General features: G+C 64.1%; 21 protein-coding genes and 1 pseudogene. 10 read left to right on the plus strand and 12 right to left on the minus strand.

From position 1 onward, the window contains the following. The 6 genes from RWX45_RS07615 to RWX45_RS07640 all read right to left on the minus strand — a co-directional run. A partial coding sequence (locus tag RWX45_RS07615) for a hypothetical protein (RefSeq protein ID WP_316023133.1) occupies nt 1-475 on the minus strand: 475 nt, incomplete at its 3' end. A gap of 1 nt (nt 476) precedes the next feature. Beyond that, nucleotides 477-1,976, minus strand: coding sequence for a DUF6571 family protein (locus tag RWX45_RS07620; RefSeq protein ID WP_316023134.1), 1,500 nt, complete (start codon nt 1,974-1,976; stop codon nt 477-479). Beyond that, nucleotides 1,967-2,581, minus strand: a complete 615-nt coding sequence (locus RWX45_RS07625) for a DUF6571 family protein (RefSeq protein ID WP_316023135.1) — start codon at nt 2,579-2,581, stop codon at nt 1,967-1,969. Before RWX45_RS07625 ends, RWX45_RS07620 begins: the two co-directional genes overlap by 10 nt. Before the next feature lie 66 nt (nt 2,582-2,647). After that, a complete protein-coding gene (locus RWX45_RS07630) occupies nt 2,648-2,887 on the minus strand; it encodes a hypothetical protein (protein WP_316023136.1) in 240 nt (79 codons plus the stop codon). A gap of 51 nt (nt 2,888-2,938) precedes the next feature. Then, a complete protein-coding gene (locus RWX45_RS07635; RefSeq protein WP_316023137.1) occupies nt 2,939-4,006 on the minus strand; it encodes a hypothetical protein in 1,068 nt (355 codons plus the stop codon). A 3-nt stretch (nt 4,007-4,009) separates the two neighbouring features. Then, on the minus strand, nt 4,010-4,711 hold the full coding sequence (locus tag RWX45_RS07640; RefSeq protein ID WP_316023138.1) for a hypothetical protein: 702 nt from the start codon (nt 4,709-4,711) through the stop codon (nt 4,010-4,012). Between the two features lie 242 nt (nt 4,712-4,953). Between RWX45_RS07640 and chvE the strand changes: the two genes are divergently transcribed. The 3 genes from chvE to mmsB are packed head-to-tail and all read left to right on the plus strand — an operon-like array spanning nt 4,954 to nt 8,911. Next, entirely contained in the window at nt 4,954-6,078 is a 1,125-nt protein-coding gene (chvE, locus tag RWX45_RS07645) for a multiple monosaccharide ABC transporter substrate-binding protein (protein ID WP_316023139.1), read from the plus strand. After that, nucleotides 6,075-7,646 (plus strand): multiple monosaccharide ABC transporter ATP-binding protein, encoded by a 1,572-nt coding sequence (mmsA, locus tag RWX45_RS07650; RefSeq protein WP_316023140.1) that lies wholly within the window; start codon nt 6,075-6,077, stop codon nt 7,644-7,646. Before chvE ends, mmsA begins: the two co-directional genes overlap by 4 nt. Further along, nucleotides 7,643-8,911, plus strand: coding sequence for a multiple monosaccharide ABC transporter permease (gene mmsB, locus RWX45_RS07655; protein WP_316023141.1), 1,269 nt, complete (start codon nt 7,643-7,645; stop codon nt 8,909-8,911). The genes mmsA and mmsB overlap by 4 nt, the downstream gene beginning before the upstream one ends. Before the next feature lie 466 nt (nt 8,912-9,377). Here mmsB and RWX45_RS07660 read toward each other — a convergent pair. The 4 genes and pseudogenes from RWX45_RS07660 to RWX45_RS07675 form a co-directional block, all read right to left on the minus strand. Continuing rightward, nucleotides 9,378-9,635: pseudogene (locus RWX45_RS07660) on the minus strand (Txe/YoeB family addiction module toxin); the annotation flags it as partial. A 309-nt stretch (nt 9,636-9,944) separates the two neighbouring features. Next, nucleotides 9,945-10,211, minus strand: coding sequence for a type II toxin-antitoxin system RelE/ParE family toxin (locus RWX45_RS07665; protein ID WP_316023142.1), 267 nt, complete (start codon nt 10,209-10,211; stop codon nt 9,945-9,947). Next, nucleotides 10,208-10,483, minus strand: a complete 276-nt coding sequence (locus RWX45_RS07670) for a ribbon-helix-helix protein, CopG family (protein ID WP_316023143.1) — start codon at nt 10,481-10,483, stop codon at nt 10,208-10,210. Before RWX45_RS07670 ends, RWX45_RS07665 begins: the two co-directional genes overlap by 4 nt. A 44-nt stretch (nt 10,484-10,527) precedes the next feature. Next, nucleotides 10,528-11,553 (minus strand): LacI family DNA-binding transcriptional regulator, encoded by a 1,026-nt coding sequence (locus RWX45_RS07675; protein ID WP_316023144.1) that lies wholly within the window; start codon nt 11,551-11,553, stop codon nt 10,528-10,530. A 182-nt stretch (nt 11,554-11,735) separates the two neighbouring features. On the opposite strand from RWX45_RS07675, the gene RWX45_RS07680 reads away from it, so the two are divergent. The 5 genes from RWX45_RS07680 (at nt 11,736) to RWX45_RS07700 (ending at nt 18,638) form a co-directional block, all read left to right on the plus strand. After that, nucleotides 11,736-12,665, plus strand: a complete 930-nt coding sequence (locus tag RWX45_RS07680) for a sugar ABC transporter permease (RefSeq protein ID WP_316023145.1) — start codon at nt 11,736-11,738, stop codon at nt 12,663-12,665. A 3-nt stretch (nt 12,666-12,668) separates the two neighbouring features. Continuing rightward, the gene (locus RWX45_RS07685) at nt 12,669-13,565 is read left to right on the plus strand and encodes a carbohydrate ABC transporter permease (RefSeq protein ID WP_316023146.1); all 897 of its coding nucleotides are present in this window, start codon (nt 12,669-12,671) and stop codon (nt 13,563-13,565) included. A 112-nt stretch (nt 13,566-13,677) separates the two neighbouring features. Further along, nucleotides 13,678-15,030 carry a sugar ABC transporter substrate-binding protein gene (locus RWX45_RS07690; RefSeq protein ID WP_316023147.1) on the plus strand — a complete coding sequence of 451 codons (1,353 nt, stop codon included), beginning with the start codon at nt 13,678-13,680 and terminating at the stop codon, nt 15,028-15,030. A gap of 98 nt (nt 15,031-15,128) precedes the next feature. Then, nucleotides 15,129-16,475, plus strand: coding sequence for an ABC transporter substrate-binding protein (locus tag RWX45_RS07695; protein WP_316023148.1), 1,347 nt, complete (start codon nt 15,129-15,131; stop codon nt 16,473-16,475). Between the two features lie 111 nt (nt 16,476-16,586). Next, nucleotides 16,587-18,638, plus strand: a complete 2,052-nt coding sequence (locus RWX45_RS07700) for a beta-galactosidase (protein ID WP_316023149.1) — start codon at nt 16,587-16,589, stop codon at nt 18,636-18,638. Between the two features lie 6 nt (nt 18,639-18,644). Here the strand turns inward: RWX45_RS07700 and RWX45_RS07705 are convergent, their stop codons facing one another. Beyond that, nucleotides 18,645-19,034 carry a helix-turn-helix domain-containing protein gene (locus RWX45_RS07705; RefSeq protein ID WP_316023150.1) on the minus strand — a complete coding sequence of 130 codons (390 nt, stop codon included), beginning with the start codon at nt 19,032-19,034 and terminating at the stop codon, nt 18,645-18,647. Nucleotides 19,035-19,165: 131 nt separating this feature from the next. Here RWX45_RS07705 and RWX45_RS07710 point away from each other — a divergent pair, with 131 nt between their 5' ends. After that, the gene (locus tag RWX45_RS07710; RefSeq protein WP_316023151.1) at nt 19,166-19,852 is read left to right on the plus strand and encodes a DsbA family oxidoreductase; all 687 of its coding nucleotides are present in this window, start codon (nt 19,166-19,168) and stop codon (nt 19,850-19,852) included. Further along, nucleotides 19,852-20,490 (plus strand): MBL fold metallo-hydrolase, encoded by a 639-nt coding sequence (locus tag RWX45_RS07715; RefSeq protein ID WP_316023152.1) that lies wholly within the window; start codon nt 19,852-19,854, stop codon nt 20,488-20,490. Before RWX45_RS07710 ends, RWX45_RS07715 begins: the two co-directional genes overlap by 1 nt. Before the next feature lie 194 nt (nt 20,491-20,684). Here the strand turns inward: RWX45_RS07715 and RWX45_RS07720 are convergent. Next, nucleotides 20,685-21,657 (minus strand): alpha-L-arabinofuranosidase C-terminal domain-containing protein (locus RWX45_RS07720; RefSeq protein WP_316023153.1); only part of this gene is annotated, 973 nt, incomplete at its 5' end.

Raw genomic sequence — 21,657 nt, forward strand, 5'->3', positions numbered from 1 at the left:
GTACAACGACAGCCACGTAAATGTCGACGCCGGTGTTCCATATCCAGCCTTCTCCCTCTACGCCGTTGAAGGTCGTACGGGTGGCATCCGGGTACTCTTCAATAATCTCGTCGAACTCCAACTGGCCGTGACTTGCCAATATCAGGCTGCTGCCGATGCCGTACCAGATCTCTATAAGTCCGAATGGATCTGAGTTCGATGCTATGTTGCACCTATAGCGGTATCCGGTCATGCCGGTTTTCACATTCGTATCCGGCCCAGTGCCGTAGCTGTATCTGTAGGTGTTGAAGCCGAGGGTGTCCCGGAGGTCCTGGTTCGCGAATACGCCGCAAATGGTCTCATCCGTCAGCGGGGTGCTGGTCGCCTGGGTGGGTTCATCCGAACCGTGAATGACGCCGCAAGCGGCCGTGGCCGTGACCAGGTAGGCCGCCATGACAGCTCGAGCGCACCTTTTCCAGTAGATGGGAGTGTTCATCCTAGTCTTTCTTAATCTCGATTCCACCCGACTCACCTCCTTCCCCGTCTTCACCTAAGATTCTGCTCTGCCCGTCACTGATGCCGGAACTAATAGCTCCGTTTGTGTCGGTAACTATGTTGTCGGGATCATGGTCGGGCTTGATGTCGGTGGCCCAATTGTGGATCTGGTCGTTTTGCTCGCTGGTCGGCGGGTTATCAAGATTGAAGCTGGCGCCGTCCTCGTTTCCCGTATACCAAGAGTAGGGCTCACCGCTGTGCTCATCTTGGAGATACCCGGGGTCGAAGGCCCCAGGGTCGGTGAACAGTCCTTGGTTGACGGCCTCGGCGTAGGCTTGCGACTGCAACGTGGTACGGGTTGTGGTAATGGGGTCATCAATATCGGGCAGATCTCCGGGAACCAGCTCGTCGACCACAATCGGCTGGACGATGGTTTTGCCCACATCCCAGGCGAGTCCACTCACCCCTCCGGCACCCATTACGGTGGCCATGACGCTGAGCGCGGTCCCCATGGCATCCTTGGCGGCCTTCTGCTCGGCGGCCGAGGCATCCTCCAGATCCGTTAGCCGCTCGCTGCCAATGGCGTTGAGGTACCCGTACACGCTCCCTACTTCCTGATACTTGTGTTCCAGTTGGTTGACATCGGTGATGTCGGGGTAGCGGTCCATGACTGCGTTGGTGAACGAAGAGGAAACGGTGACAGCCGCGTTCTCGTTGTCAATGACTCGGTAGATCAGCGTGGTGTACGTGCTAGCAGGGTCCTGGTCGCCGGACAGGCCCAACCCGTCCGGCGATCCGCCCGTGGCGATGTTTATGCCCTGGTCGGCGGTGTTGGCGAGCACCACGGACAGGTTTTCCTTCATGGTCTCGGTGTACTCCTTAAAGGGAACATCATCGACCGCGAATTCCATGGAACGGGCCACGTTCCAGGTCGCTGCTGCCGCTGTCTCGGCGTTGTCGCTGCCCCGCATGGATGAAGCCCCGGCCATGGCGGCAGTGAACCCGTCCAGACCGACGTCGGAGTCCCAGTCGCGGTCTGTGAGCAGCTTCCACCGTTTCTCGGTCTGTTCCCCCGGTACCCACTGCCCATCATTCATCTGTCCATCGGGGTTGAGATACTGGAACGCGGCTTCCGGATTGTTGCCCATCGCCATGGTCACCCCGTACAACGGGTCCATTGAGTAGCCTTGCAGCGCCAGGCTTTCGTTGTACGCGAACCCGTACTCGTCGTCGTACCAACCGTAGATTGAGCTCGGGGTGCTGCTAGCCCCAGCGCCGTCGTAGGGCAGGTCCTCCAGCCGATCGGCCAGGTCCACCAGGGTGGAGGTGTCGTAGACTGCATCGTCGGCCGCCAATAGGGCATTCAGTGCTGACATCCGTCCCCGGCGTCCCTCTGTGGTCACCGACTCATACATGGCATCCGACCAAGAGCTATAGCCATCAGGCGTCGTTGCGGACTGCGTCGCGGCTGCCAGCACATGCCCCAATACGCTTACTGCCATATCCACACTGTCCTCATCAATGTGGGTGCCACTGGAATTCGCTGTGGTGTAGTGCCACTGTAATTGCAGCAGGTTGCTAGGTAGCTATCCATCCCGCCGAATGCCTCTACGACGGACGCCCCATAGGCGGGCACATCCTGGTGCTTGGCCATCTCATCCAGAATCTGCTCCACGGTGCGACCATCCTCGGCGACCCCGTCTCGACTGCTGCGAGCCTGCTGGAGCGCCTCGGCATCCTTCGTTCCGTTCTCGACCGACTGACTGTTGAAGGCCATCACGTTGGCGACCGTGTCGTCGGCATACTCGCCGTCGTCGGGAAGGTAGTAGGAGATGTACTCGCCGTCCATGGGGGTGATGCCGTTGGAGTTCATCTCCACAGCCTCGTCCAGTCGTACTTGCAGGTTAGTGGCCACGAGGTTGAGGGCAGCCGATCGTGCCATAGCGGTTGAAGAGTCCGATATTGTTGTTCGAATGTCTGCGGGGTCGTCGTTCTGATTATTAACCCTGCGGACGTCGGTGAGTTCATCGGCGTTAGATGTGGCGTAAGATTTCAGCTTGTCGATGAAAGCTTGGAGGTCTTCTTCGTGCAGATAGATGTAGGCCACAACAGGTTCCTGTCTTCGAGGGAGCGGTAGGCGACGGGTTGCAGATTGAAGAATGAGGCGGTGACCTCAAGTGGCGCTCAGTGCACCTTCTATGCCGTCCCAATCGGAGTACATTGAATTGACGATCTCAATGATCTCTGTCTCGTAATCCTCGGCCTTGGGCGACTTCCACGCCTCCGACAGATCGTCTGCCAGGCTGGTCGCCTTGTTGGAACCTTGACCGTCTTCGAGACCGAGATTGGCTCGAGAAGTTTGCACCTGGGACAGAACCTCAGCGATGGCTTCCTGCTTCTCCTCTTCGGTCATGTGTGGCTGCCTTTCGTGTCTTCTCTGTCTGCCGGGTCGTTTTGACGGGTGTCATGGTTGTTTGGTGGGGTGGGTGTTGAGGGTTTGGATTTCGGCGACGGGGATGTTGGTGGTTGTCTGCGTGGTGTGGGTGCCGAGGTTGCCGGTGGCGCCGTCGGAAGCCGTATAGGAAGCGGTGTAGTTGACGCTGATGTCCACTGGGGTGACCGAGTCCTCCAGGTGGGCGGAGGAGCGGTTGAAGACGATGACGCAGTCGGTGCCCGTCCGGTCGTTTTGTTCATTCCAGGGGATGCCGAAGCCGGTGCAGTCCGCCTCGCCGTCGGTGGGGTCCAGGTTCAGGCCGTTGGCGGTCGCCGTAACGGTGGCGGTTACCGAACCTGCTGTGGCGGTCACCGTCGCCTGGGAGGGGGTGTCGCCGGTGGCCCAGATCCAGGTGTCCATGCCCACGATGGTGGCTTGGCTGTCTCCGGCTTTGGGGTTGTAGTCGATGGTGGCCGTGGGGATGGTGATTGCATCCCAGGCCGCCCGCGCCAGAGTCTCCCCATCAATGAGCGGTTCTGGGGGCGTTTCGCCAGGGCGAACGTAGACTGGGTCGTGGCTATCAAGGTAATTTTCGGAAACTGAACGGTACTCGCTCTGGTCATCTCCGGAGTAGTACGTCGGTGAACATGCTGGTAGATACCAGTGTCCTTCGACATCGTCAGCGTATGAGGCGTAATCGGGGAAGTGTGATTTCATTTCGTCAAGACCGCCGCTGCCCGCGTAGTTTCCATCCTTTCGTAGTACATTAGCCTCCGCTTTGCCCGAGTCGAACCATTTCGCCTTTTCCGCACCGCTCGGCCCTTGAATGTACCAGCATACCGGATGCACGTAGCCGGTGATCTGCTCGGTGGTCGTTGCGGATGCCCCACCGGTCTGGCCGGTCGCCGCCGAGGTGTAAGACACCGACACCTTCATCGAAATCCCACCGTCAGAACCCGACGACACTGAACCAGAAGCAGTACTGTCTGCATTTGTATCCTTACCGTATGCGGCGTATACCGGTGACGCCACAATACTTGTGGCGAGCAGGCATGAGAGCGCTATCAGGTTCGTTAGGAGTTTGCTTGGAGCGGTCATGGCTCACACCGTGCACTCGTTCGCGGAGAGTGTTTGTTCCTCGACTGCCTTCCAGATCCCGTCCTCCAAAGTCATTATGATGACCTTCTCGTAGCGTCCTTGCAGAGTCTCGGGGTTGCTGACGTCATTGCCGTCGAGGTCATAGTCGACCAGATCTGACTGGTCGTCGCAGATTGCGACTTCGGCTTGAGGCGATGAGTCGTAAGGGGATGTGATGAACACCGAGGTTACCGAGACCTTGATTGTCCCGTCTGTGCGCCCGTCTGCAGCCTTCGCATAGTTGTCTTCGAGGATCTGATACGACTCGGCGGTCATGAGCGGTTTGGCGTTTTCGACGCCGGTGCGGGTGAACCAGATGTTCCAGGTGACCTGGTCGTAGTTGATGAAGGCCTTGAGCACCTCCGTCTGTTGCTCGTCCAGGTCCTCGGGGATCGAGGTGACCTCGTAACGGTCGGTGGACAGAGACTCCGGTGTGACGACACCGGCGGCCGACGCCGAGGCTGCGGCAGACGCGGACGCCTCGGCCGCGGCGGCGGACTCGGAGGCCCTGGCTGAGGCCGCGGCTTCAGGGTTGTAGGTGGGGATACCCGACGTGTCGTCCGAGTCGGACGAGCACGCCGTCAGCGGTGCGCACGCCAACAACAGCGCAGCCGCTGCGGCTGTGGCGCATCGTCGGGTCGGGGTGCCGGTCAGGAAACGGCGCATCGTGACTCCCTATGTCATCGCCATGTCGTGTGAAGCAGTTTTGCATGCGTCGAGCAGAGATGCAACCGTGATGAATTTGTTCTACGGACGGGTCTCGAGTGGATGCCGCCATGTTGGGGCGATGGTCGGGATGCGGTGCGTGGCGCGACGTCACTCCTTGAGGTCACCGCACGATTAAGCTAGCCTTGCAACAAAACGGCCGGGGCGAGAGTCGCCCCTGCCGTTGACGGCAAGGAGGCCTCATGTCGAATATCTCGCGCAGGTCGTTCGTAGCCGGCGGCTCGATAGCCGCTGCCTCACTCCTGGCGGCATGCACCGCCGAGCGAACGGCCGACTACTACGGCACGGTCAACGGAGGTGAAGGCGCCCTCATCGGTGTGTCCATGCCGACCAAGAATCTCGAGCGTTGGAGCCGGGACGGCGAGAACCTCAGGTCGCTGTTGGTGGACCTCGGCTACACCGTGGAGCTCCAGTTCGCGGACAACAAGGTCGAGCAGCAGAACTCCCAGATTCAGACGATGGTCAACAAGTCGCCGGCGGTCATCGTCGTCGGCTCCATTGACGGCTCCGCGCTCGGGCCGGTGCTCGAGAACGCGGCGAGCCAGGGCATCAAGGTCATCGCCTACGACCGCCTCATCCGGGACACCGAGGCGGTCGACTACTACGTCACCTTCGACAACTACAACGTCGGCGCCATGCAGGGCCAGTACATCGTCGACGCGCTCGATCTGGACAGCGCTTCCGGCCCCTTCAACTTCGAGCCCTTCGCCGGCTCGCCGGACGACAATAATGCGCGCTTCTTCTTCGAAGGCGCCTGGGATGCGCTCACCCCCTACATCGAGTCCGGCAAGCTCGTATGCCCCTCGGGCAAGATGCCCAGCAGTGTGGACGATTGGCAGTCCATCGGCATCCAGGCCTGGTCCAACACCACGGCGCAGTCGGAGATGGAGAACCGCCTCAACTCCTTCTACTCCAGCACCACCCGCGTCGACGTCGTCCTGGCGCCCAACGATGCCATCGCCCTGGGGGTGAGCCAGGCACTCGCCTCCGCCGGTTACGGCGGGGAGAACTGGCCGGTGCTGACCGGGCAGGACGCCGACCAGGCGAATGTGGAGAACATCGTGGGCGGCCGCCAGTCCATGACCGTCTTCAAGGACACTCGCCTGCTGGGGGAGCGCTGCGCCACCATGGTCGACCAGATCGCCCAGGGACAGGACGTCGAGGTCAACGACACCGAGTCCTATGACAACGGGCTCAAGGTCGTCCCCTCCTACCTGCTCGATCCCGTCACCGTGGACGCCGACAACGTCCAGGAAGTCCTCGTCGACTCCGGCTACTACACCGCCGCGGAGGTCGGCCTGTCATGACCGCCGACACCATGTTGGAGATGCGGCACATCACCAAGGCCTTCGGTGACTTCAAGGCCTTGGACGATGTCAACCTCGAGGTTCGCCGCGGCGAGATCCACGCCATCTGCGGGGAGAACGGCGCCGGCAAGTCCACCCTCATGAATGTGCTGTCCGGAGTATGGCCGCGAGGCACCTACGACGGCGATATCTACTACGACGGCGAACTGCGCGAGTTCCGCTCCATCCGCGACTCGGAGGCCGTCGGCATCGTCATCATCCACCAGGAGCTCGCCCTGAGCCCGTACCTGTCCGTGGCGGAGAACATCTTCATGGGCAACGAGAAGGCCACTCGCGGCGTCATTGATTGGGATGCCACCAATGAGGCCGCCAGCGAGCTTCTGCGCGAAGTTGGCCTCGACATCCAGCCGCAGACGCGGATCGCCGACCTCGGCGTCGGCCAGCAGCAACTGGTAGAGATCGCCAAGGCCCTGTCCAAGGACGTGCGCCTGCTCATCCTCGACGAGCCCACCGCCGCCCTCAACGACGACGACTCCGCCCACCTGCTCGACCTCATGCGTGGTCTGCGCGACCGCGGCATCACCATGGTCATGATCTCTCACAAACTTGCCGAGATCGCGCGCGTTGCCGACCGCACCACCGTCATCCGAGACGGCCGTACCATCCGCACGGCGCCACTTCACGGCGAGGGGAGCATCGACGAGGATGAAATCATCCGCCTCATGGTGGGACGCGAGTTGTCCCGCCGCTTCCCCGAGCACACGTCGACAGTCGGCGAGGAAGTACTGCAGATCCGCAATTGGACGGTGCACCACCCCATCGACACCACTCGGAAAGTCGTCGACGACGCCGCACTGACCCTGCGGCGGGGCGAAATCGTCGGGCTGGCCGGGCTTATGGGGGCTGGCCGCACCGAACTGGCCATGAGCGTGTTCGGCCATGCCTGGGGCACCGACATCTCGGGCACCGTGTACAAGGACGGCAAGGAGATCTCCACCGCGACCGTTAGGCAGGCCATCGACAACGGCCTGGCTTACGTCACCGAAGACCGCAAAGTGCTGGGCCTCAACCTCATCCAGGACGTCAAGACGAATACGACCGCCGTCGCCCTGGAGAAGGTCGCCTCCCACGGCGTCGTCGACGACGGCGCGGAGGCGGAGGTCGCCGAGCGCTATCGGCGTGAGCTGCGCACCAAAACCACCTCGCTGTCCACCCCGGTCGGTTCCCTGTCCGGAGGCAACCAGCAGAAGGTCGTGCTGGCCAAATGGATCTTCTCCGATCCCGACGTCCTCATCCTCGATGAACCCACGCGCGGCATCGACGTCGGCGCGAAATACGAGATCTACCAAATCATCAACCAACTGGCCGATTCCGGTAAGGCGATCCTCGTCATCTCCTCCGAGCTCCCCGAGCTGCTGGGGATCTGCGACCGCATCTACGCAATGAGCCAGGGCCGGATCACCGGGCAGATGCCCCGGGCCGAGGCCACCCAGGAGAACCTCATGAAACTCATGACCATCGACAAGGACGCCCCCGTGCGCGCGGATCAGGAAGGAGCAAACCGGTGAGCGAGGCTAAATCAGTCAACCAGGCAGGTGCAACCAGCGCTGGGGAGTCGGGTGCCGTCTCCCGGCAGGATCGTCCGAAGGGCACCTCCGGCATGGGGCTCAATCTGCGTGACTCGCTGGGGCGCAACCTACGCCAGTACGGCATTCTCGCCGCCCTGGTGGCCATCATTATCTTCTTCCAGATCCTCACCGGTGGTCTGCTGCTCGCCCCCAACAACGTCGCCAGCCTCATCCAGCAGAACGCCTATGTCATGATCCTCGCCGTCGGCATGGTCATGATCATTATCGCCCGCCACATCGACCTGTCAGTCGGGTCGATCGTCGGATTCATCGGCGGCGTTATCGGCCTCATGGTGGTCAACGCGGGCATTCCCTGGCCGGTGGCCGTCGTCGCAGCCATCGTCATCGGGCTGCTCATCGGCTGCTGGCAGGGCTTCTGGGTGGCCATCATGGAGATTCCCGCCTTCATCGTCACCCTGGGCGGCATGCTCATCTTCCGCGGCCTGACGGTGGTCCTGGTCCAGCGCACCGTTTCCGGCCTGCCGTCCAGCTTCATCAGCATTGCCAACGGGTCGCTGCCCGCCTGGCTCGGCTATCTCAAGAACTACGACGGCGTCACCATCCTCATTGGCCTCGTGGCGATTGCCGGATTGGTGATCACCCAGCTGCGGAGCCGTCGCCGCAATCGTGCCGCGGGGCGTCCCGTGGACTCGGCCGGGGCAACCGCGCTGCGCCTCATCGTCTTCGCCGTTGCCATCGGCTTCTTCACCATGCTGCTGGCCTACTCGGCCGGAGGCACCCCGATTGTCCTGGTCATCGTCGGCGCGGTCATCCTCATTTACTCCTTCGTCATGAACAAGACCGTGTTCGGACGCCACATCTACGCCGTCGGTGGCAACCTCAGGGCCGCCCGGCTGTCGGGCGTCAACGTGCGGCGGGTTGACTTCATGGTGTTCGTCAACATGGGCTTCCTCGCCTCCCTCGCCGCCATCGTCACCACCTCGCGCGCAGGCGCGGCGGTCTCCACCGCCGGCAACCTCTACGAGATGGATGCCATCGCCGCCGCCTACATCGGTGGGGCGGCCGTCTCAGGCGGAGTTGGCCGGGTATCGGGCGCCATCATTGGTGCGCTCATCATGGGCGTGCTCAATATGGGGCTGTCCATTATGGCGGTCGACTCGGCCTGGCAGCAGGCCATTAAGGGGCTCGTGCTCGTCCTCGCCGTGGCCGTCGACATCATCGGCAAGCGCCGCAGCGGCGTCTGACCCCCTCACCGAGACCGGCACTCATGACGTGCCGAAACCGGCACAAGTGACGTGCCGAAACACCGCTCGCCGGCCAACCTTGGCCGGCGAGCGGTACTGCGTCGGCCCCGTCCGCCCGGCGCACACAGGAGTTGTCAGGACAGATCTATCCATATCGGGTTTTTCGTTGGAATTACGCGAAGTCGGTGGATGTCACTGAATGGGGTGATGGTGCTCCGGTGTGCGCCGAGGCTTCCGGCGCACACCGGAGGGGTGTCATCTATTCGGCGCGAGATCCTGAATCGGCGGAATCATGCGGATTCTGGGTGAGGGCTCCACAATTGGGTGTGCGTCTGATCCGAATAGGGCGGCCGACGGGCCTCCTGACCGATGCCGATGGTTGTCAATACTCTTCGTGTTCGTAGGCGTGGTGAGAAATCGCGCGGCCGCATGTGGGCCTCGCCGCTCCCGTCCTGATGAGAAAGGCTCAATGCTCCCTGTCATGCGATCTGCAGGGGGCAATTTCCAGATTGGCTCCCACGACGCGGTAGATGAGGCGGTTCTGCGCGTCGGTGCGACGCGACCAGAAGCCGGCGAGGTTGCTGTGCAACGGCTCCGGCTTGCCGAGTCCCTCGAAGGAGTCAACGCGCTCGATGTCCTTCACGAGCACGTTGATGCGCCTGAGCGTCTTGGGGTCCTGCGATTGCCACCAGACGTAGTCGTCTCAAGCTTCCGGGGTCCAGACCTTATTCGTCGTCGTCGACCAGCTCGTGGACCGTGCCGCGCCCCGCGTTCAGGTCCGAGACTGAGCGCCGCGCCGGAAACCGCGCGGCAGCGCGGTCGCATGGCGCCCAGCGGGCGCGTGCCGGCGGCCGACACTCCCGCCTGCCAAGCCGCACACCGGAGGGAAAGCCTCCGCAGCGCAGGACAAAAGTAGGGCGAAGACAGCTGGCGGTTGGATCGGTTATCGCGACGCGCCTGTGGGCACCCGGGCGTTGCCATGCTAGAGCGCCTGTGCAACCTTGATATCGCCACGTCGCGCGTGTTCTATGCATCAGTCGGAAATGTGGTCGCGGTTGCCGATCTCAATGACCAGAACCACGAGGCGGTCGTCGTAGATGTCGCAGATGACCCGGTAGTCTCCAATGCGGTATCGCCACAGGCCCGCGAGAGAGCCGCTCAGTGCTTTGCCGCGAATGCGAGGATCTCCGGTTTGCACGACCGCGGTCAACGCATCCCTGATCCGTCGGGCTATCTGCGGGTCGGTCTTACGCAGCCAGCGCACGACGTGACGGTCGTACTCGAGCTGCCACTGAGTCATGAAATATCCTCAAGGGCGTCGGCCGCGGGAGTGCCGACGAGGCCCAACTCTTCATCTACCTGCGCGGCCGGGATGGCCTCGGTGACTCCGGAGCGGTGGGCGGCGGAGCGCTGCGCAATGCGCGTTTCCCACTCTAGAGACTCCAGATTGCGCTCGAGAACCTCGCGCACAATATCGCCCTGGCTCCTCCGTGTGGCACTGGCAAGCATTGTGATGCGCTCGCGCAGGCTTGCAGGGAGCCGTACTGAGATGGGGTCGCCAAGAACGGCCATGTCAACATTGTATACGTGAGGGTGGCCGTGGACATGGGCGCTTATCATCGCGGCCGTGGCGCCGCGGTGGAGGCGCGCACGATCAGCGAGGTCGGCACGAGCTCCTGGCCGATCTCGGCCACGCCGGTACTCATCATGCGCACCAGGCGAGCCATGCAGGCCCGGCCCATGCCGGCGAAGTCCTGATGCACGGTGGTCAGTGGGGGAGCGAAGTCGGCGGCGAGGGGGATATCGTCGAAGCCCACCACCGACAGGTCTTCCGGGACGCGTCGACCCAGGTCCTGGGCGGCGTGCAGAAGCCCGAGTGACATCTCATCGTTGCCGCAGAAGATGGCGGTGCAGGTCGGGTCTTCCAACAGTGCGCGCGCAGCCTGATATCCGGAGGCGGCCGACCAGTCGCCATGGGCGGGCTCGGGTATCCGCCGTCCGGCTTCGGTGAGTACTTCGCGCCATGCCTTTTCGCGGCGCTGCGCCGAATAGGAGTGGGCGGGGCCGGTGATGTGGTGGACGGTTTGATGGCCTAGTGCCAGTAGGTGCTCGACGGCGGAACGGGTGCCTGCGGCCTGGTCGGTGTCGACGACGGCTTGGTTGGAGCCGAGAGCGGAGTCGACGACGACGAGGTGATCGACGTCGGGGAGGGTGAAGGAGGTGCCTTCGGGGTCATCGGGCATGGATTCCATGATGAGGATGACACCGTCGACCAGTAGTTCGTGCAGGCGGTCGAAGGCGCCGGAGACTGATGCCGAGGTGCGGGTTTGGGGGGACAGCAGGGTGACGGTGTAGCCGTAGGCCGAAGCCGACTCGGAAATCGCAGCGAGGGTGGAGGTATTCCCCGTCGTTGTCAGATCGAACATGACCACGCCGATGTTGTGGAAGCTGCCGCGTTTGAGTGCGCGGGCGGCCGCGTTCGGGCGGTAGCCGAGCTGCCGCATGGCGGCAATGACTCGCTCGCGGGTCTCGGGAACAACTCCCTCATAACCGTTGGAGACGCGGGAGACGGTTTGTGCTGAGACGCCGGCCGCCTGCGCCACATCTGCCATCGAGACCTGACGTCGGCGTCGGCTGGGCATGGGATCTCCTCCGGGGTAGCAACAAGCGGTGTATCGGGGTGGGTTGGTTGACATGGTCGGTTGTGATGTGACAAGGTAACACCCGTTCATAATGTTTGCGCAACCATCCGTGTTGCTGCGCCTGATTGCGCAAACATCCACTCTCACGCCACTCCGCTCAGTGCAGAGACGGAAGGACAAGGATGTCGGCGATCCCCGTCGCAGCGAGCACACCCGGTGCCGCCCAACAAGATCAGGTGCCCGAAAGACGTCGTAAACGCAGTTGGACCGGGTGGGGCTTTGTCGGCCCCTTCATGGTGGTCTTCGCCTTCGTCTTCCTGGCCCCCATCTTCTACTCGATCTACCTGAGTCTGTTCCAAAAGCGGATGGTGGGCGGCAACCAGTTCGTCGGGCTGGACAACTACGCCCAGCTCTTGGCCGACCCGCAGTTCTGGGAGGCATTCCGCCGGGTGGCGCTGTTCCTCGTGGTCCAGGTGCCGATCATGCTCACGCTCTCGCTGCTAGCGGCGCTGGCGATCGACTCCCTCAAGCTGCACGGCACCGCCTTCTTCCGCATCTCCATCTTCATGCCCTACGCCGTCCCCGCCGTGGTCGCCGCGCTCATGTGGGGCTTCATGTACGGCAACCGCTTCGGGCTGGTCGGCTCCCTGTCCGACTTCCTCGGCGTGAACATCCCCGACCCCCTGGGCGCCAACATCATCCTGGTGTCGATCGGAAACATCGTCACCTGGGAGTTCGTCGGCTACAACATGCTGATCTTCTACTCCTCGCTCAAGACCATCCCGCACAGCCTTTACGAGGCCGCCGCGATCGACGGCGCAAGCGAGTGGCGCATCATCACCGCCATCAAGATCCCGGCATTGCGCGGCGCTCTCGGTATCGCCACGATCTTCTCGATCATCGGCTCCTTCCAGCTGTTCAATGAGCCCTCGATCCTCCAGAGCCTGGCCCCCAACGCAATCACCACGTACTACACGCCCAACTACTACGCCTACAACCTCTCCTTCGCCGGCCAGCAGTACAACTACTCGGCCACCGTCGCCATCGTCATGGGCCTGATCACCATGGCCGTGGCCTACCTCGTCCAGCTGCGCGGGAACCGGGAGAACTGAGCCATGAGCAAGAAAACCACTGCGCCCGCCGTCGCCCACCGCGGCTACAACGTCGAGAACCCACGTAAGAGCTGGGTGCTCACCCTCGTCATGGGCCTCATGCTCATCTACACCTACCTGCCATTGCTGTGGCTGTTCATCTCCTCCACCAAGACCCAGGGCGACCTCTTCTCCACCTTCGGGCTGTGGTTCGGCCACGACTTCGCCCTATGGGACAACATCAAGGAGACCCTGACCTACAACAATGGCCAGTTCGTGCGCTGGTTCCTCAACACGCTCATGTACGTGGTCCTGGGGGCCGGCGGTTCTGTGCTGCTGTCGGTCCTGGCCGGGTACGGCCTGGCCAAGTTCAACTTCCCCGGCAAGAATGCCGTCTTCGCGATCGTCATCGGTGCCGTCGCCGTTCCGGGCACGGCTCTGGCGGTGCCCACCTTCCTTATGTTCGCCAAGCTGGGGCTGACCAACACGCCCTGGTCGGTCATTATCCCGTCGCTCATCTCGCCCTTCGGCCTGTACCTCATGTGGCAGTTCACGCGCGACGCCGTTCCCACCGAGCTGCTTGAGGCGGCCCGGATCGACGGCGCGAGCGAGTTCCGCACCTTCCGGCAAGTGGCTCTGCCGCTGCTCGGCCCGGGGATCGTCACGGTTGCCCTGTTTGCCATCGTGGCCACCTGGAACAACTACTTCCTCCCGCTGATCATGCTCAAAGACGCCAACTGGTATCCGCTCACCATTGGTCTGAACGCCTGGAACGCTCAGGCGGCGACCGCCGGTGGGCAGGCGATCTTCAACCTGGTCATCACCGCCTCCCTGCTCACGATCATTCCGCTTATTGCCGCCTTCCTCAGCCTGCAGCGCTTCTGGCAGGCGGGTCTTGCTTCCGGCGGCGTCAAGGAATGACGACGGCGCTGGGCCGCCACCCGTGGCAGTCTCCGCGGTCTCTTCGGATAACACCGACAACCCACAACACTCCCACCAGCACCATGAAGGTGCGATCTGGAAAGGAAAACTCATGAGGATCGATCGTCGAATGTTCCTCCGCGCCACCTCCGCCGTCGCCGTGGCCGGTGCTAGCGCGGCCGCGCTGGCCGCCTGCGGCTCGGAATCCTCGCCGTCGGACGAGGCTGTCCAGGCCGACCCATCGGCCGCCGCGTCCGCCGCCGAGGCCGGCGGTGAGCTGCTCGTGTGGGCATGGGACAACACCATTGAGCCCTGCGCTGAGGCGTTCATGGAGAAATACCCGAACGTCAAGGTGACGGTCACGAACGTCGGCACCTCCGCCGACCAGTACACCTCCCTGCAAAACGCGATCTCCGCGGGCAAGGGCGGCCCTGATGTCGCCCAGGTCGAGTACTACGCGCTGCAGCAGTTCTCCATCTCCGAGTCGCTGGCGGACCTCACCCAGTTCGGTGCCGCCGACTACGAGGGCACCTTCACCGAGGGGCCGTGGAGCTCCGTGCACACCGGCGAAGGCGTGTACGGGCTGCCGCTGGACTCGGGCCCGATGGCCATGTTCTACAACGAGGAGGTCTTCACCGAGCTCGGCATCGAGATCCCGACGACATGGGATGAATACCTCGACGCCGCCCGCAAGATCCACGAGGCCGACCCGACCAAGTACATCGCCAATGACACCGGCGACGCCGGCTCGACACTATCCGGACTGTGGCAGGCCGGGGCGAAGCCCTACACGGTTGACGGCACCACTGTCACCATTGACTTCTCCGGTGCCGAGGCGGAGAAGTACTCCGAGCTTCAGACCACCCTCATCAAGGAAGGCCTGCTGGCGCCGATCTCCGGCTGGACCGACGAGTGGTTCCAGGGGCTCGGCGACGGCACCATCGCCACCCTCGTCACTGGAGCCTGGATGCCCGGCAACTTCACCTCCTCCGTGCCGAACGCCGCGGGCAAGTGGCGCGTGGCGCCCCAGCCCCGTTGGGACGCCGACACGCCGGCCTGCGCGGAGAACGGCGGCTCCTCGCTCGCGGTCATGGCTGCTTCCGAGAAGCAGGCCCTGGCCTACTCATTCGTGCAGTTCTGCTCCGCTGAGGAAGGCATCCAGATCCGCATCGACGGCGGCGCCTTCCCCTCGACGACGGCTGAGCTGGACTCCGAGGAGTTCCTGGGCAAGGAGTTCGAGTACTTCGGCGGTCAGAAGGCCAATGAGGTTCTCTCCCAGGCGGCCAAGGACGTGGTCCCGGGCTGGCAGTACCTGCCCTTCCAGGTTTACGCCAACTCGGTCTTCAACGATCACGTCGGCAAGGCCTACACCACCAAGGGCGCTACCACGATTGCTGACGGCCTGGCCTCCTGGCAGGAAGCCTGCATCGCCTACGGCAACCAGCAGGGCTTCACGGTTTCCTGACCGCCCCGCCTCGTCCTCGATCGGGGACGCCCCGGGGCGAAGCTTCTTATTCACCATCCCCCACCACGTTCCACCCCGTCACGACAAGAGGCAACACCATGTCCGTTCTTCTCACCCGTCGCGGCGCACTGACCGCGCTCGGCACCTCAGCCCTATCCCTCACCCTGGCCGCCTGCGGCGGCTCCGACTCCGGTTCCGATACCGCCGCCTCCGTCGATCCCTCGGCGGCCGCCGCCGCAGCCGAGGCCGGCGGCGAACTACTCATCTGGTCCTGGGAACCCACCCTGACCGACGTCGTCGCCGAGTACCAGCAGGCCTTCCCCAACGTCAAGGTGGATCTCGTCAACGCGGGCACGAACGTGGAGGAGTACACGGCGCTGCAGAACGCCATCTCCGCCGGATCCGGCATCCCCGACATCGCCCAGATCGAGTACTACGCCCTGCCGCAGTTCTCCCTGTCCGAATCGCTCGCTGACCTGACCGCCTTCGGCGCCGCCGACCTGGCCGACTCCTACTCCGCCGGCCCCTGGTCATCGGTTGCCTCCGAGGATGGCATCTTCGGCCTGCCCATGGACTCCGGCCCGATGGCCCTGTTCTACAACGAGGAAGTGTTCAACGAGGCGGGGGTGGAGGTGCCCACCACGTGGGAGGAGTACCTCGAGGCCGCCCGCGCCATCCACGCCGCCAACCCGGACCACTACATCGCCAACGACATCGGCGACGCCGTCAAGACGCTCTCCCTGCTGTGGCAGGCCGGCGCCCGCCCCTACACGGTGGACGGCACCACCGTCGGCATCGACTTCAGCGAGGAGACCTCCCAGAAGTACGCCGAACTGTGGACCACCCTCATCGAGGAGGGACTACTCTACCCCTGCGCCGACTGGTCCGATGAGTGGTACCGGGGCCTGGGTGACGGCACCATCGCCTCCCTCGCCATGGGGGCCTGGATGCCCGCATCCTTCGTAGGCGGTGTGGAGGCGGCTGCCGGCAAATGGCGGGTGGCGCCGCTGCCGGCCTGGACAGCAGGGGAGAACGCCTCCTCAGAAATGGGCGGCTCCTCCCTCGCCGTCACTGCGGCCAGCGAGAAACAGGCACTCGCCTACCACTTCATCGAGTACGCCAATGCCGGAGCCGGCGTCGCCAGCCGCATCGCGAATGGGGCATTCCCGGCCACCACCGCCGACCTGACCAGCGAGGAGTTCCTGGGCACCGAGTTCGAGTACTTCGGCGGGCAGAAGGCCAACGAGATCTTCGCCGACAGCGCCGCAGCCGTCACCGAAGGCTGGTCCTTCCTGCCCTTCCAGGCATACGCCAACTCCATCTTCAACGACTCCGTGGGCAAGGCCTATGAGTCCAAGGGTGCTACCTCCATTGCCGACGGCCTGACCGCCTGGCAGGAGGCCTGCATCAGCTACGGCAACCAGCAGGGCTTCACGGTCTCCTGACCCGCCCAGGGGCGGCGCGCCGCAGGACGGGGCATATGCCTCAGCTCCTGGGCGCGCCGCCGCACATCACCGGAAAGACCGGCTCACGACCGGCCCGCGATCAGACAGAGCATGATGAACAGCAACACCACCCGCCCCAGCTTCCCCCGGCGTCCGCGTCGCGAGGACACCGCCATCCACTTCGGCGCCGACTACAACCCCGATCAGTGGCCCGAAACCACCTGGGCAGAAGACATTGCCCTCATGCAGCGAGCCGGGATCACGGTGGTCACCCTGCCGGTCTTCTCCTGGGCGCACATCCAGCCCGATGAGGACAGGTGGGATTTCGGCTGGCTGGACAGGATCATGGACCTGCTGGCGCAGGCCGGCATCGACGTCGACATGGCCACCTCCACCGCCTCCCCGCCCGCGTGGCTCACGGCCAAGCACCCGGAGGTACTGCCCACGACCCGCACGGGTGAGACCCTCTGGCCAGGAGGCAGGCAGCAGTGGCGCCCCACCTCACCCGTGTTCCGTCGCTATGCGCTGGAGCTGACCCGGCGCATGGCCGAGCGCTACGGGAATCACCCCGCACTGGTCGCCTGGCACGTCAACAACGAGCTCGGCTGCCACAACGCCTACGACTACTCCGACGACGCTGCAGCCGCCTTCCGAGCCTGGCTGCGTGAGCGGTATGCGACGCTGGAGGCGCTCAACGACGCCTGGGGGACGGCCTTCTGGTCGCAGATCTACCACCGGTGGGAGGAGATCCTTCCACCCCGCCTGGCCGCATCCGAACCCAACCCCACCCAGCTGCTCGACTTCCGCCGGTTCTCCTCCGACGCGCTACGCAACTATCTGCGCGCCGAAAGCGAGGTGCTGCGGGCCATCACGCCAGAAATCCCCATCACCACCAACTTCATGGTCATGGGCGACACCGCCGCGATGGACTATCCCAGCTGGGCCGACGACGTCGACTTCGTCTCCAACGACCACTACCTGGACTCCCGCCCCGGCGGGATCGACGAGCTCGCCTTCTCCGCCTCGCTCACCTCCGCCATCGCGGCCGGCCGACCCTGGTGGCTCATGGAGCACTCCACCTCCGCCGTCAACTGGCGCCCTGTCAACCCGCCCAAGCTCCCCGGGGAACTGGCCCGGGACAGCCTGACCCACCTCGGGCATGGCGCGGACGCCATCTGCTTCTTCCAGTGGCGGGCCTCCCGGGCGGGCGCCGAGAAGTATCACGCGGCGCTACTGCCGCACGCCGGGGCGGACTCCCGCCTGTTCCGCGACGTCGTCGCTCTGGGGCGGACACTGACGGACCTCTCTGAAATCGCGGGGAGCCAATCCGTGCGCGCTCGCGCGGCGGTCGTCATCGACTACGAGTCCTGGTGGTCGCTCACCCAGGAGTTCCTGCCGCATACGCGCCTGGACTACCGCGGGCAGGCACTGGACTGGTACCGGGCCCTGGTGAGTGCGGGGCTGCGCGTCGACGTCGTGACCCCGCACAACGATCTGGCCGCCTACGACGTCATTGTCGCCCCGCTGCTGCACGTTGTGCCCACCGAACTGGCCGAGCGCCTGCGCACCGCCGTCGTGGGCGGCAGCCACCTGGTGACGACCTACTTCTCCGGGACCGTGGACGAGCACGATCACGTCATTCTCGGCGGCTACCCCGGTGCGCTGCGCGACCTGCTCGGCATCCGTGTGGAGGAGTTCTCTCCTCTGCTCGACGGCGACGTTGCCGTGCTCTCCAATGGTGCCACCGGCCGCATGTGGAGCGAGGAGGTGACGGTGACCGATCCGTCCGTGCAGGTGCTGCGCTGCTATGAACAGGCGCGTGGCGCCGCTGCCGGTGCTCCCGCGGTCACGCGGCGCGCGGTGGGAGAGGGATCGGCGACATATGTGTCCACGCGCCTGGAGGACGAGGACCTGGCCGGCGTGGTAACCGAGTTGCTCGCGGCCGCCGGTATTGAACCGGACCTGCCCGAGCCGTTGCGCGGCGAGGTCATCGCCGCGGTTCGTCGCGGTGATGGGGTCGACTACTGGACCCTGACCAACCGCGGGAACCGCGACCTCGGGAGCTCCGCCGATGTGGCCGACATGCTCGGCGGAACCCCGCTGGGAGGAGCGGATAAACTCGGGGTCACCGATGCCGTCGTCGTGCGGGTACCGCGCGGCTGAGGAACCTCACCGCACCTGGGGCACCCCCAGGGCTTCGCGGGCGGCGTGCATCTGCTCGGCCTCGGCACGCGAAAACTCGAACTCCGCCTCGCTCCAGTCCCACATGGCCTGGATAAGAGGCTTGAAACTCTCTCCGCGCCGGGTCAGCCGGTACTCCACGCGAGGAGGTACCTCGCCGTAGTCGATACGCTCCAGAAAGTCGTCCGCGACCAGCTCCCGCAGCTGCTTGGACAGGGTCGAGTCCGAAATGCCGCGCAGACACCGCTTCAACTGGCCGAAATGCCTGACCCCGGCCAGGGCGACGTAAAAGAGGATCTCGATCTTCCACTTGCCGCCGACGACCTTCTGCAGGGACGAAATTGCAGGGCACCACTCGATCTTGAGGGTCTTGTCCATGCTGCTCCTCTCGCTGGCACTGCTAGTACTACAGAAAAAGACAGTACTAGCGAAACCATAGCGCGGTGAGCGACAGTTGCTCCAGACGCGCGGGTCGCGTGCCGGCGCACCGCAACCACGAGGAGGAACACATGAAGGTGACCTACTGGTCAGACTTCGCATGCCCGTACTGCTATGTCGGCGAGACCCGCCTACACAAGGCGATCGACTCGCTGGGGCTGACCAACGACGTCGAGGTGGAGATGAAGGCCTTCGAGCTCTATCCGGACGCGCCCCGTGAGGTACAAGGAACTACGCTTGACCGGTTCGCCAGGAAGTACCGCCTGACCAAGGCGGCAGCCAGCCAGCGCATCGACTCCATCAGTGCGATGGGGCGAGCTGAGGGCATCGACTTCAACTACGCCACCACGCGCAACACCAACATGCTCGATGCACATCGGCTGACAAAGCTCGCCCACGAGCTGGGCAATACCCGCTTCGAGGAGCTTTGCTTCCATGCCTACTTTGTGGACAACGAGGTCATGTCCGACCATGCTGTTCTGCGTCGTTTGGCTGTGCGGGCGGGGTTGCCAGAGGCGGACGTCGAACGCGTACTGTCCAGCGACGAGTACGCCGATGCCGTGCGTGCCGATGAGCGAGAGGCCCAGGTCATGGGCGTCAACGCTGTTCCGTTTTTCGTGGTGGACGGCAAATATGTGATCTCTGGCTGTCAGCCGGTTGAGGAGATGAGCCGTGTCCTCGTGAACGCGCACGACGCGGCGCTCGCGGTGGGTACCGCCGAGGGCGGGGCTTGTGGCCCGGATGGGTGCGCGCTCTGATGACCGTGCAGGTTCGCCCGCTTTTGGCTCAGGGGGTGTTTGCCACCTATGGGTACTTCGTCGTCGACGAGGAGACGGGACATGCGTTCCTCATTGACCCTGGCGCCCAGGCGAATCTGTTTCTGAGCGCCGTGCGTGGGCACGGATGGACCGTGGAGGCCATCCTGCTCACGCACGGGCACTTCGACCACATTGGCGCGGTGAATGAGCTGCGTGATGCCCTGGGCGTCCCCGTGCTGGCCCACGCGGACTCTGACCGCTACCTGAGCGACCCGTATCTGAATCTATCTGCCAGGCACGGTGCACCCTTGCGGGTTCGCGGCGTGGGAAAGTTCCAGCAAGACGACCGCCTGACCCTTGATGCGAACCCAGAAGTCGCGCTTCAGATCCTGCATGTTCCCGGGCATACCGATGATTCATGCGCCTTCTACTATGAGCAGGCCGGTTTTGTGCTGGTGGGCGACACGGTCTACGAGGGCGGGCCCGGACTGACCATCTTCCCTACAGGAGATGCGGACAAGCTGCATGAGAGCCTCCAGACCAGGCTGCTGACGCTCCCGGGCGAGACGCTACTGTTCTCCGGGCACTCCCGTCCGATCACGGTCGCCCGGCTCGGGCGCGCGTGTGAACCGAGATGACGGGCGCCGTCGCAATCGGCGTGTAGCGGTAGCTGCCTCACGCACCTGGCCCAGCTGAGCCAGCAGATACTCGCCGACCGCTCCGGCGCGGTAGACGTTGCGCGGCACCTGCCAGAGACGCGCCTGGGCGTCGCACTCGTCAATGCGGGTGTTTATGGCGACGTCGGCACTTGTGGGCGGGGCCTCTCGCGAGCTCAGCTGCCCAGTGTCAGTGAGACGGTCACGTAAGACGCGCGCGGGAGCGCGAGCTCTACGACGCCGTCGGCCATGCGCCAGTCGTTGAAGGCAACCGGGACGACGGCGTCGGGCGCCTCGGGGGTGTTGCGCGCATCGAGCTCAGCGGCGGTGAGCACCAGTGCGCTGTCCACCTTGGCGGGGACGCCGCGCAGATCGAGCCGGATCGTGTGGGCGGCGTCGGCGTCGAGGTTGGTGGCCGAGATGAGCGCCGTTGTCTGCGTGCGGGAGGCGGAGACCGATACCAGGGGGAAGGGACGGGCGCCGTCGTCGGCACGGACGGGCAGGTCGTCCACCCAACGCACGTCGAGCCGGGTCGCGTCGTGGTGGCCGACGTTCATGGCGAAGACATGGTAGGTGGGGGTCAGGATGAGCTGGCCCGTGGCCTCGTCGGTGAGGATCGGTGACTGGAGCACGTTGACGGTCTGGGCGAGGTTCGCCATCGTGACGCGTTCGGCGTGGCGGTGGAAGATGTCGAAGTGCAGCGAGGCGATGAGCGCGTCGCGCAGCGTGTTGTCCTGCTGGAGGAAATGCGGATTCGTGCCCGGTTTCGCATCCCACCAGGCGCCCCACTCGTCCACGACGAGCCCGACCTTGCGGAAGGGATCGTAGCGATCCATGATCGTGGAGTGGCGAGTGATGAGCTCGTCCATCCACCAAGCGTTGGCGAAGGTGGCATACCACTCGTCGGTGGAGAAGCCGCGGGCCTCGCCCTTGTTCTCGAAGGTGTCGCGGAAGGTGTAGGAGTGCAGGCTGATTGCCTGGTAGGGGCCGGGCTCGGACTTGGGACAGGTATCGCACACCAGGTCGCGCATGAGCGCGTCGGTCCAGGCGTAGTCGTCCACGTTGGCGCCGCCGGCGATGCGGACAATCTCGTTGCCGTCGTGATTGCGCACAAAGGTGGCGTAGCGGCGGGCCTGGGCGGCGTAGACC

It is taken from the genome of Actinomyces sp. MRS3W, assembly GCF_032465695.1.
In the GTDB taxonomy this organism is placed as follows: domain Bacteria; phylum Actinomycetota; class Actinomycetes; order Actinomycetales; family Actinomycetaceae; genus Actinomyces.

What these genes read in the sequence shown, in the direction of transcription:
- RWX45_RS07620 (WP_316023134.1), bottom strand. Translation starts at nt 1,976, where the DNA reads ATGGCAGTAAGCGTATTGGGGCATGTGCTGGCAGCCGCGACGCAGTCC.
- RWX45_RS07630 (WP_316023136.1), bottom strand. Translation starts at nt 2,887, where the DNA reads ATGACCGAAGAGGAGAAGCAGGAAGCCATCGCTGAGGTTCTGTCCCAG.
- RWX45_RS07635 (WP_316023137.1), bottom strand. Translation starts at nt 4,006, where the DNA reads ATGACCGCTCCAAGCAAACTCCTAACGAACCTGATAGCGCTCTCATGC.
- RWX45_RS07640 (WP_316023138.1), bottom strand. Translation starts at nt 4,711, where the DNA reads ATGCGCCGTTTCCTGACCGGCACCCCGACCCGACGATGCGCCACAGCC.
- chvE (WP_316023139.1), top strand. Translation starts at nt 4,954, where the DNA reads ATGTCGAATATCTCGCGCAGGTCGTTCGTAGCCGGCGGCTCGATAGCC.
- mmsA (WP_316023140.1), top strand. Translation starts at nt 6,075, where the DNA reads ATGACCGCCGACACCATGTTGGAGATGCGGCACATCACCAAGGCCTTC.
- RWX45_RS07665 (WP_316023142.1), bottom strand. Translation starts at nt 10,211, where the DNA reads ATGACTCAGTGGCAGCTCGAGTACGACCGTCACGTCGTGCGCTGGCTG.
- RWX45_RS07670 (WP_316023143.1), bottom strand. Translation starts at nt 10,483, where the DNA reads ATGGCCGTTCTTGGCGACCCCATCTCAGTACGGCTCCCTGCAAGCCTG.
- RWX45_RS07675 (WP_316023144.1), bottom strand. Translation starts at nt 11,553, where the DNA reads ATGCCCAGCCGACGCCGACGTCAGGTCTCGATGGCAGATGTGGCGCAG.
- RWX45_RS07680 (WP_316023145.1), top strand. Translation starts at nt 11,736, where the DNA reads ATGTCGGCGATCCCCGTCGCAGCGAGCACACCCGGTGCCGCCCAACAA.
- RWX45_RS07685 (WP_316023146.1), top strand. Translation starts at nt 12,669, where the DNA reads ATGAGCAAGAAAACCACTGCGCCCGCCGTCGCCCACCGCGGCTACAAC.
- RWX45_RS07690 (WP_316023147.1), top strand. Translation starts at nt 13,678, where the DNA reads ATGAGGATCGATCGTCGAATGTTCCTCCGCGCCACCTCCGCCGTCGCC.
- RWX45_RS07695 (WP_316023148.1), top strand. Translation starts at nt 15,129, where the DNA reads ATGTCCGTTCTTCTCACCCGTCGCGGCGCACTGACCGCGCTCGGCACC.
- RWX45_RS07700 (WP_316023149.1), top strand. Translation starts at nt 16,587, where the DNA reads ATGATGAACAGCAACACCACCCGCCCCAGCTTCCCCCGGCGTCCGCGT.
- RWX45_RS07705 (WP_316023150.1), bottom strand. Translation starts at nt 19,034, where the DNA reads ATGGACAAGACCCTCAAGATCGAGTGGTGCCCTGCAATTTCGTCCCTG.
- RWX45_RS07710 (WP_316023151.1), top strand. Translation starts at nt 19,166, where the DNA reads ATGAAGGTGACCTACTGGTCAGACTTCGCATGCCCGTACTGCTATGTC.
- RWX45_RS07715 (WP_316023152.1), top strand. Translation starts at nt 19,852, where the DNA reads ATGACCGTGCAGGTTCGCCCGCTTTTGGCTCAGGGGGTGTTTGCCACC.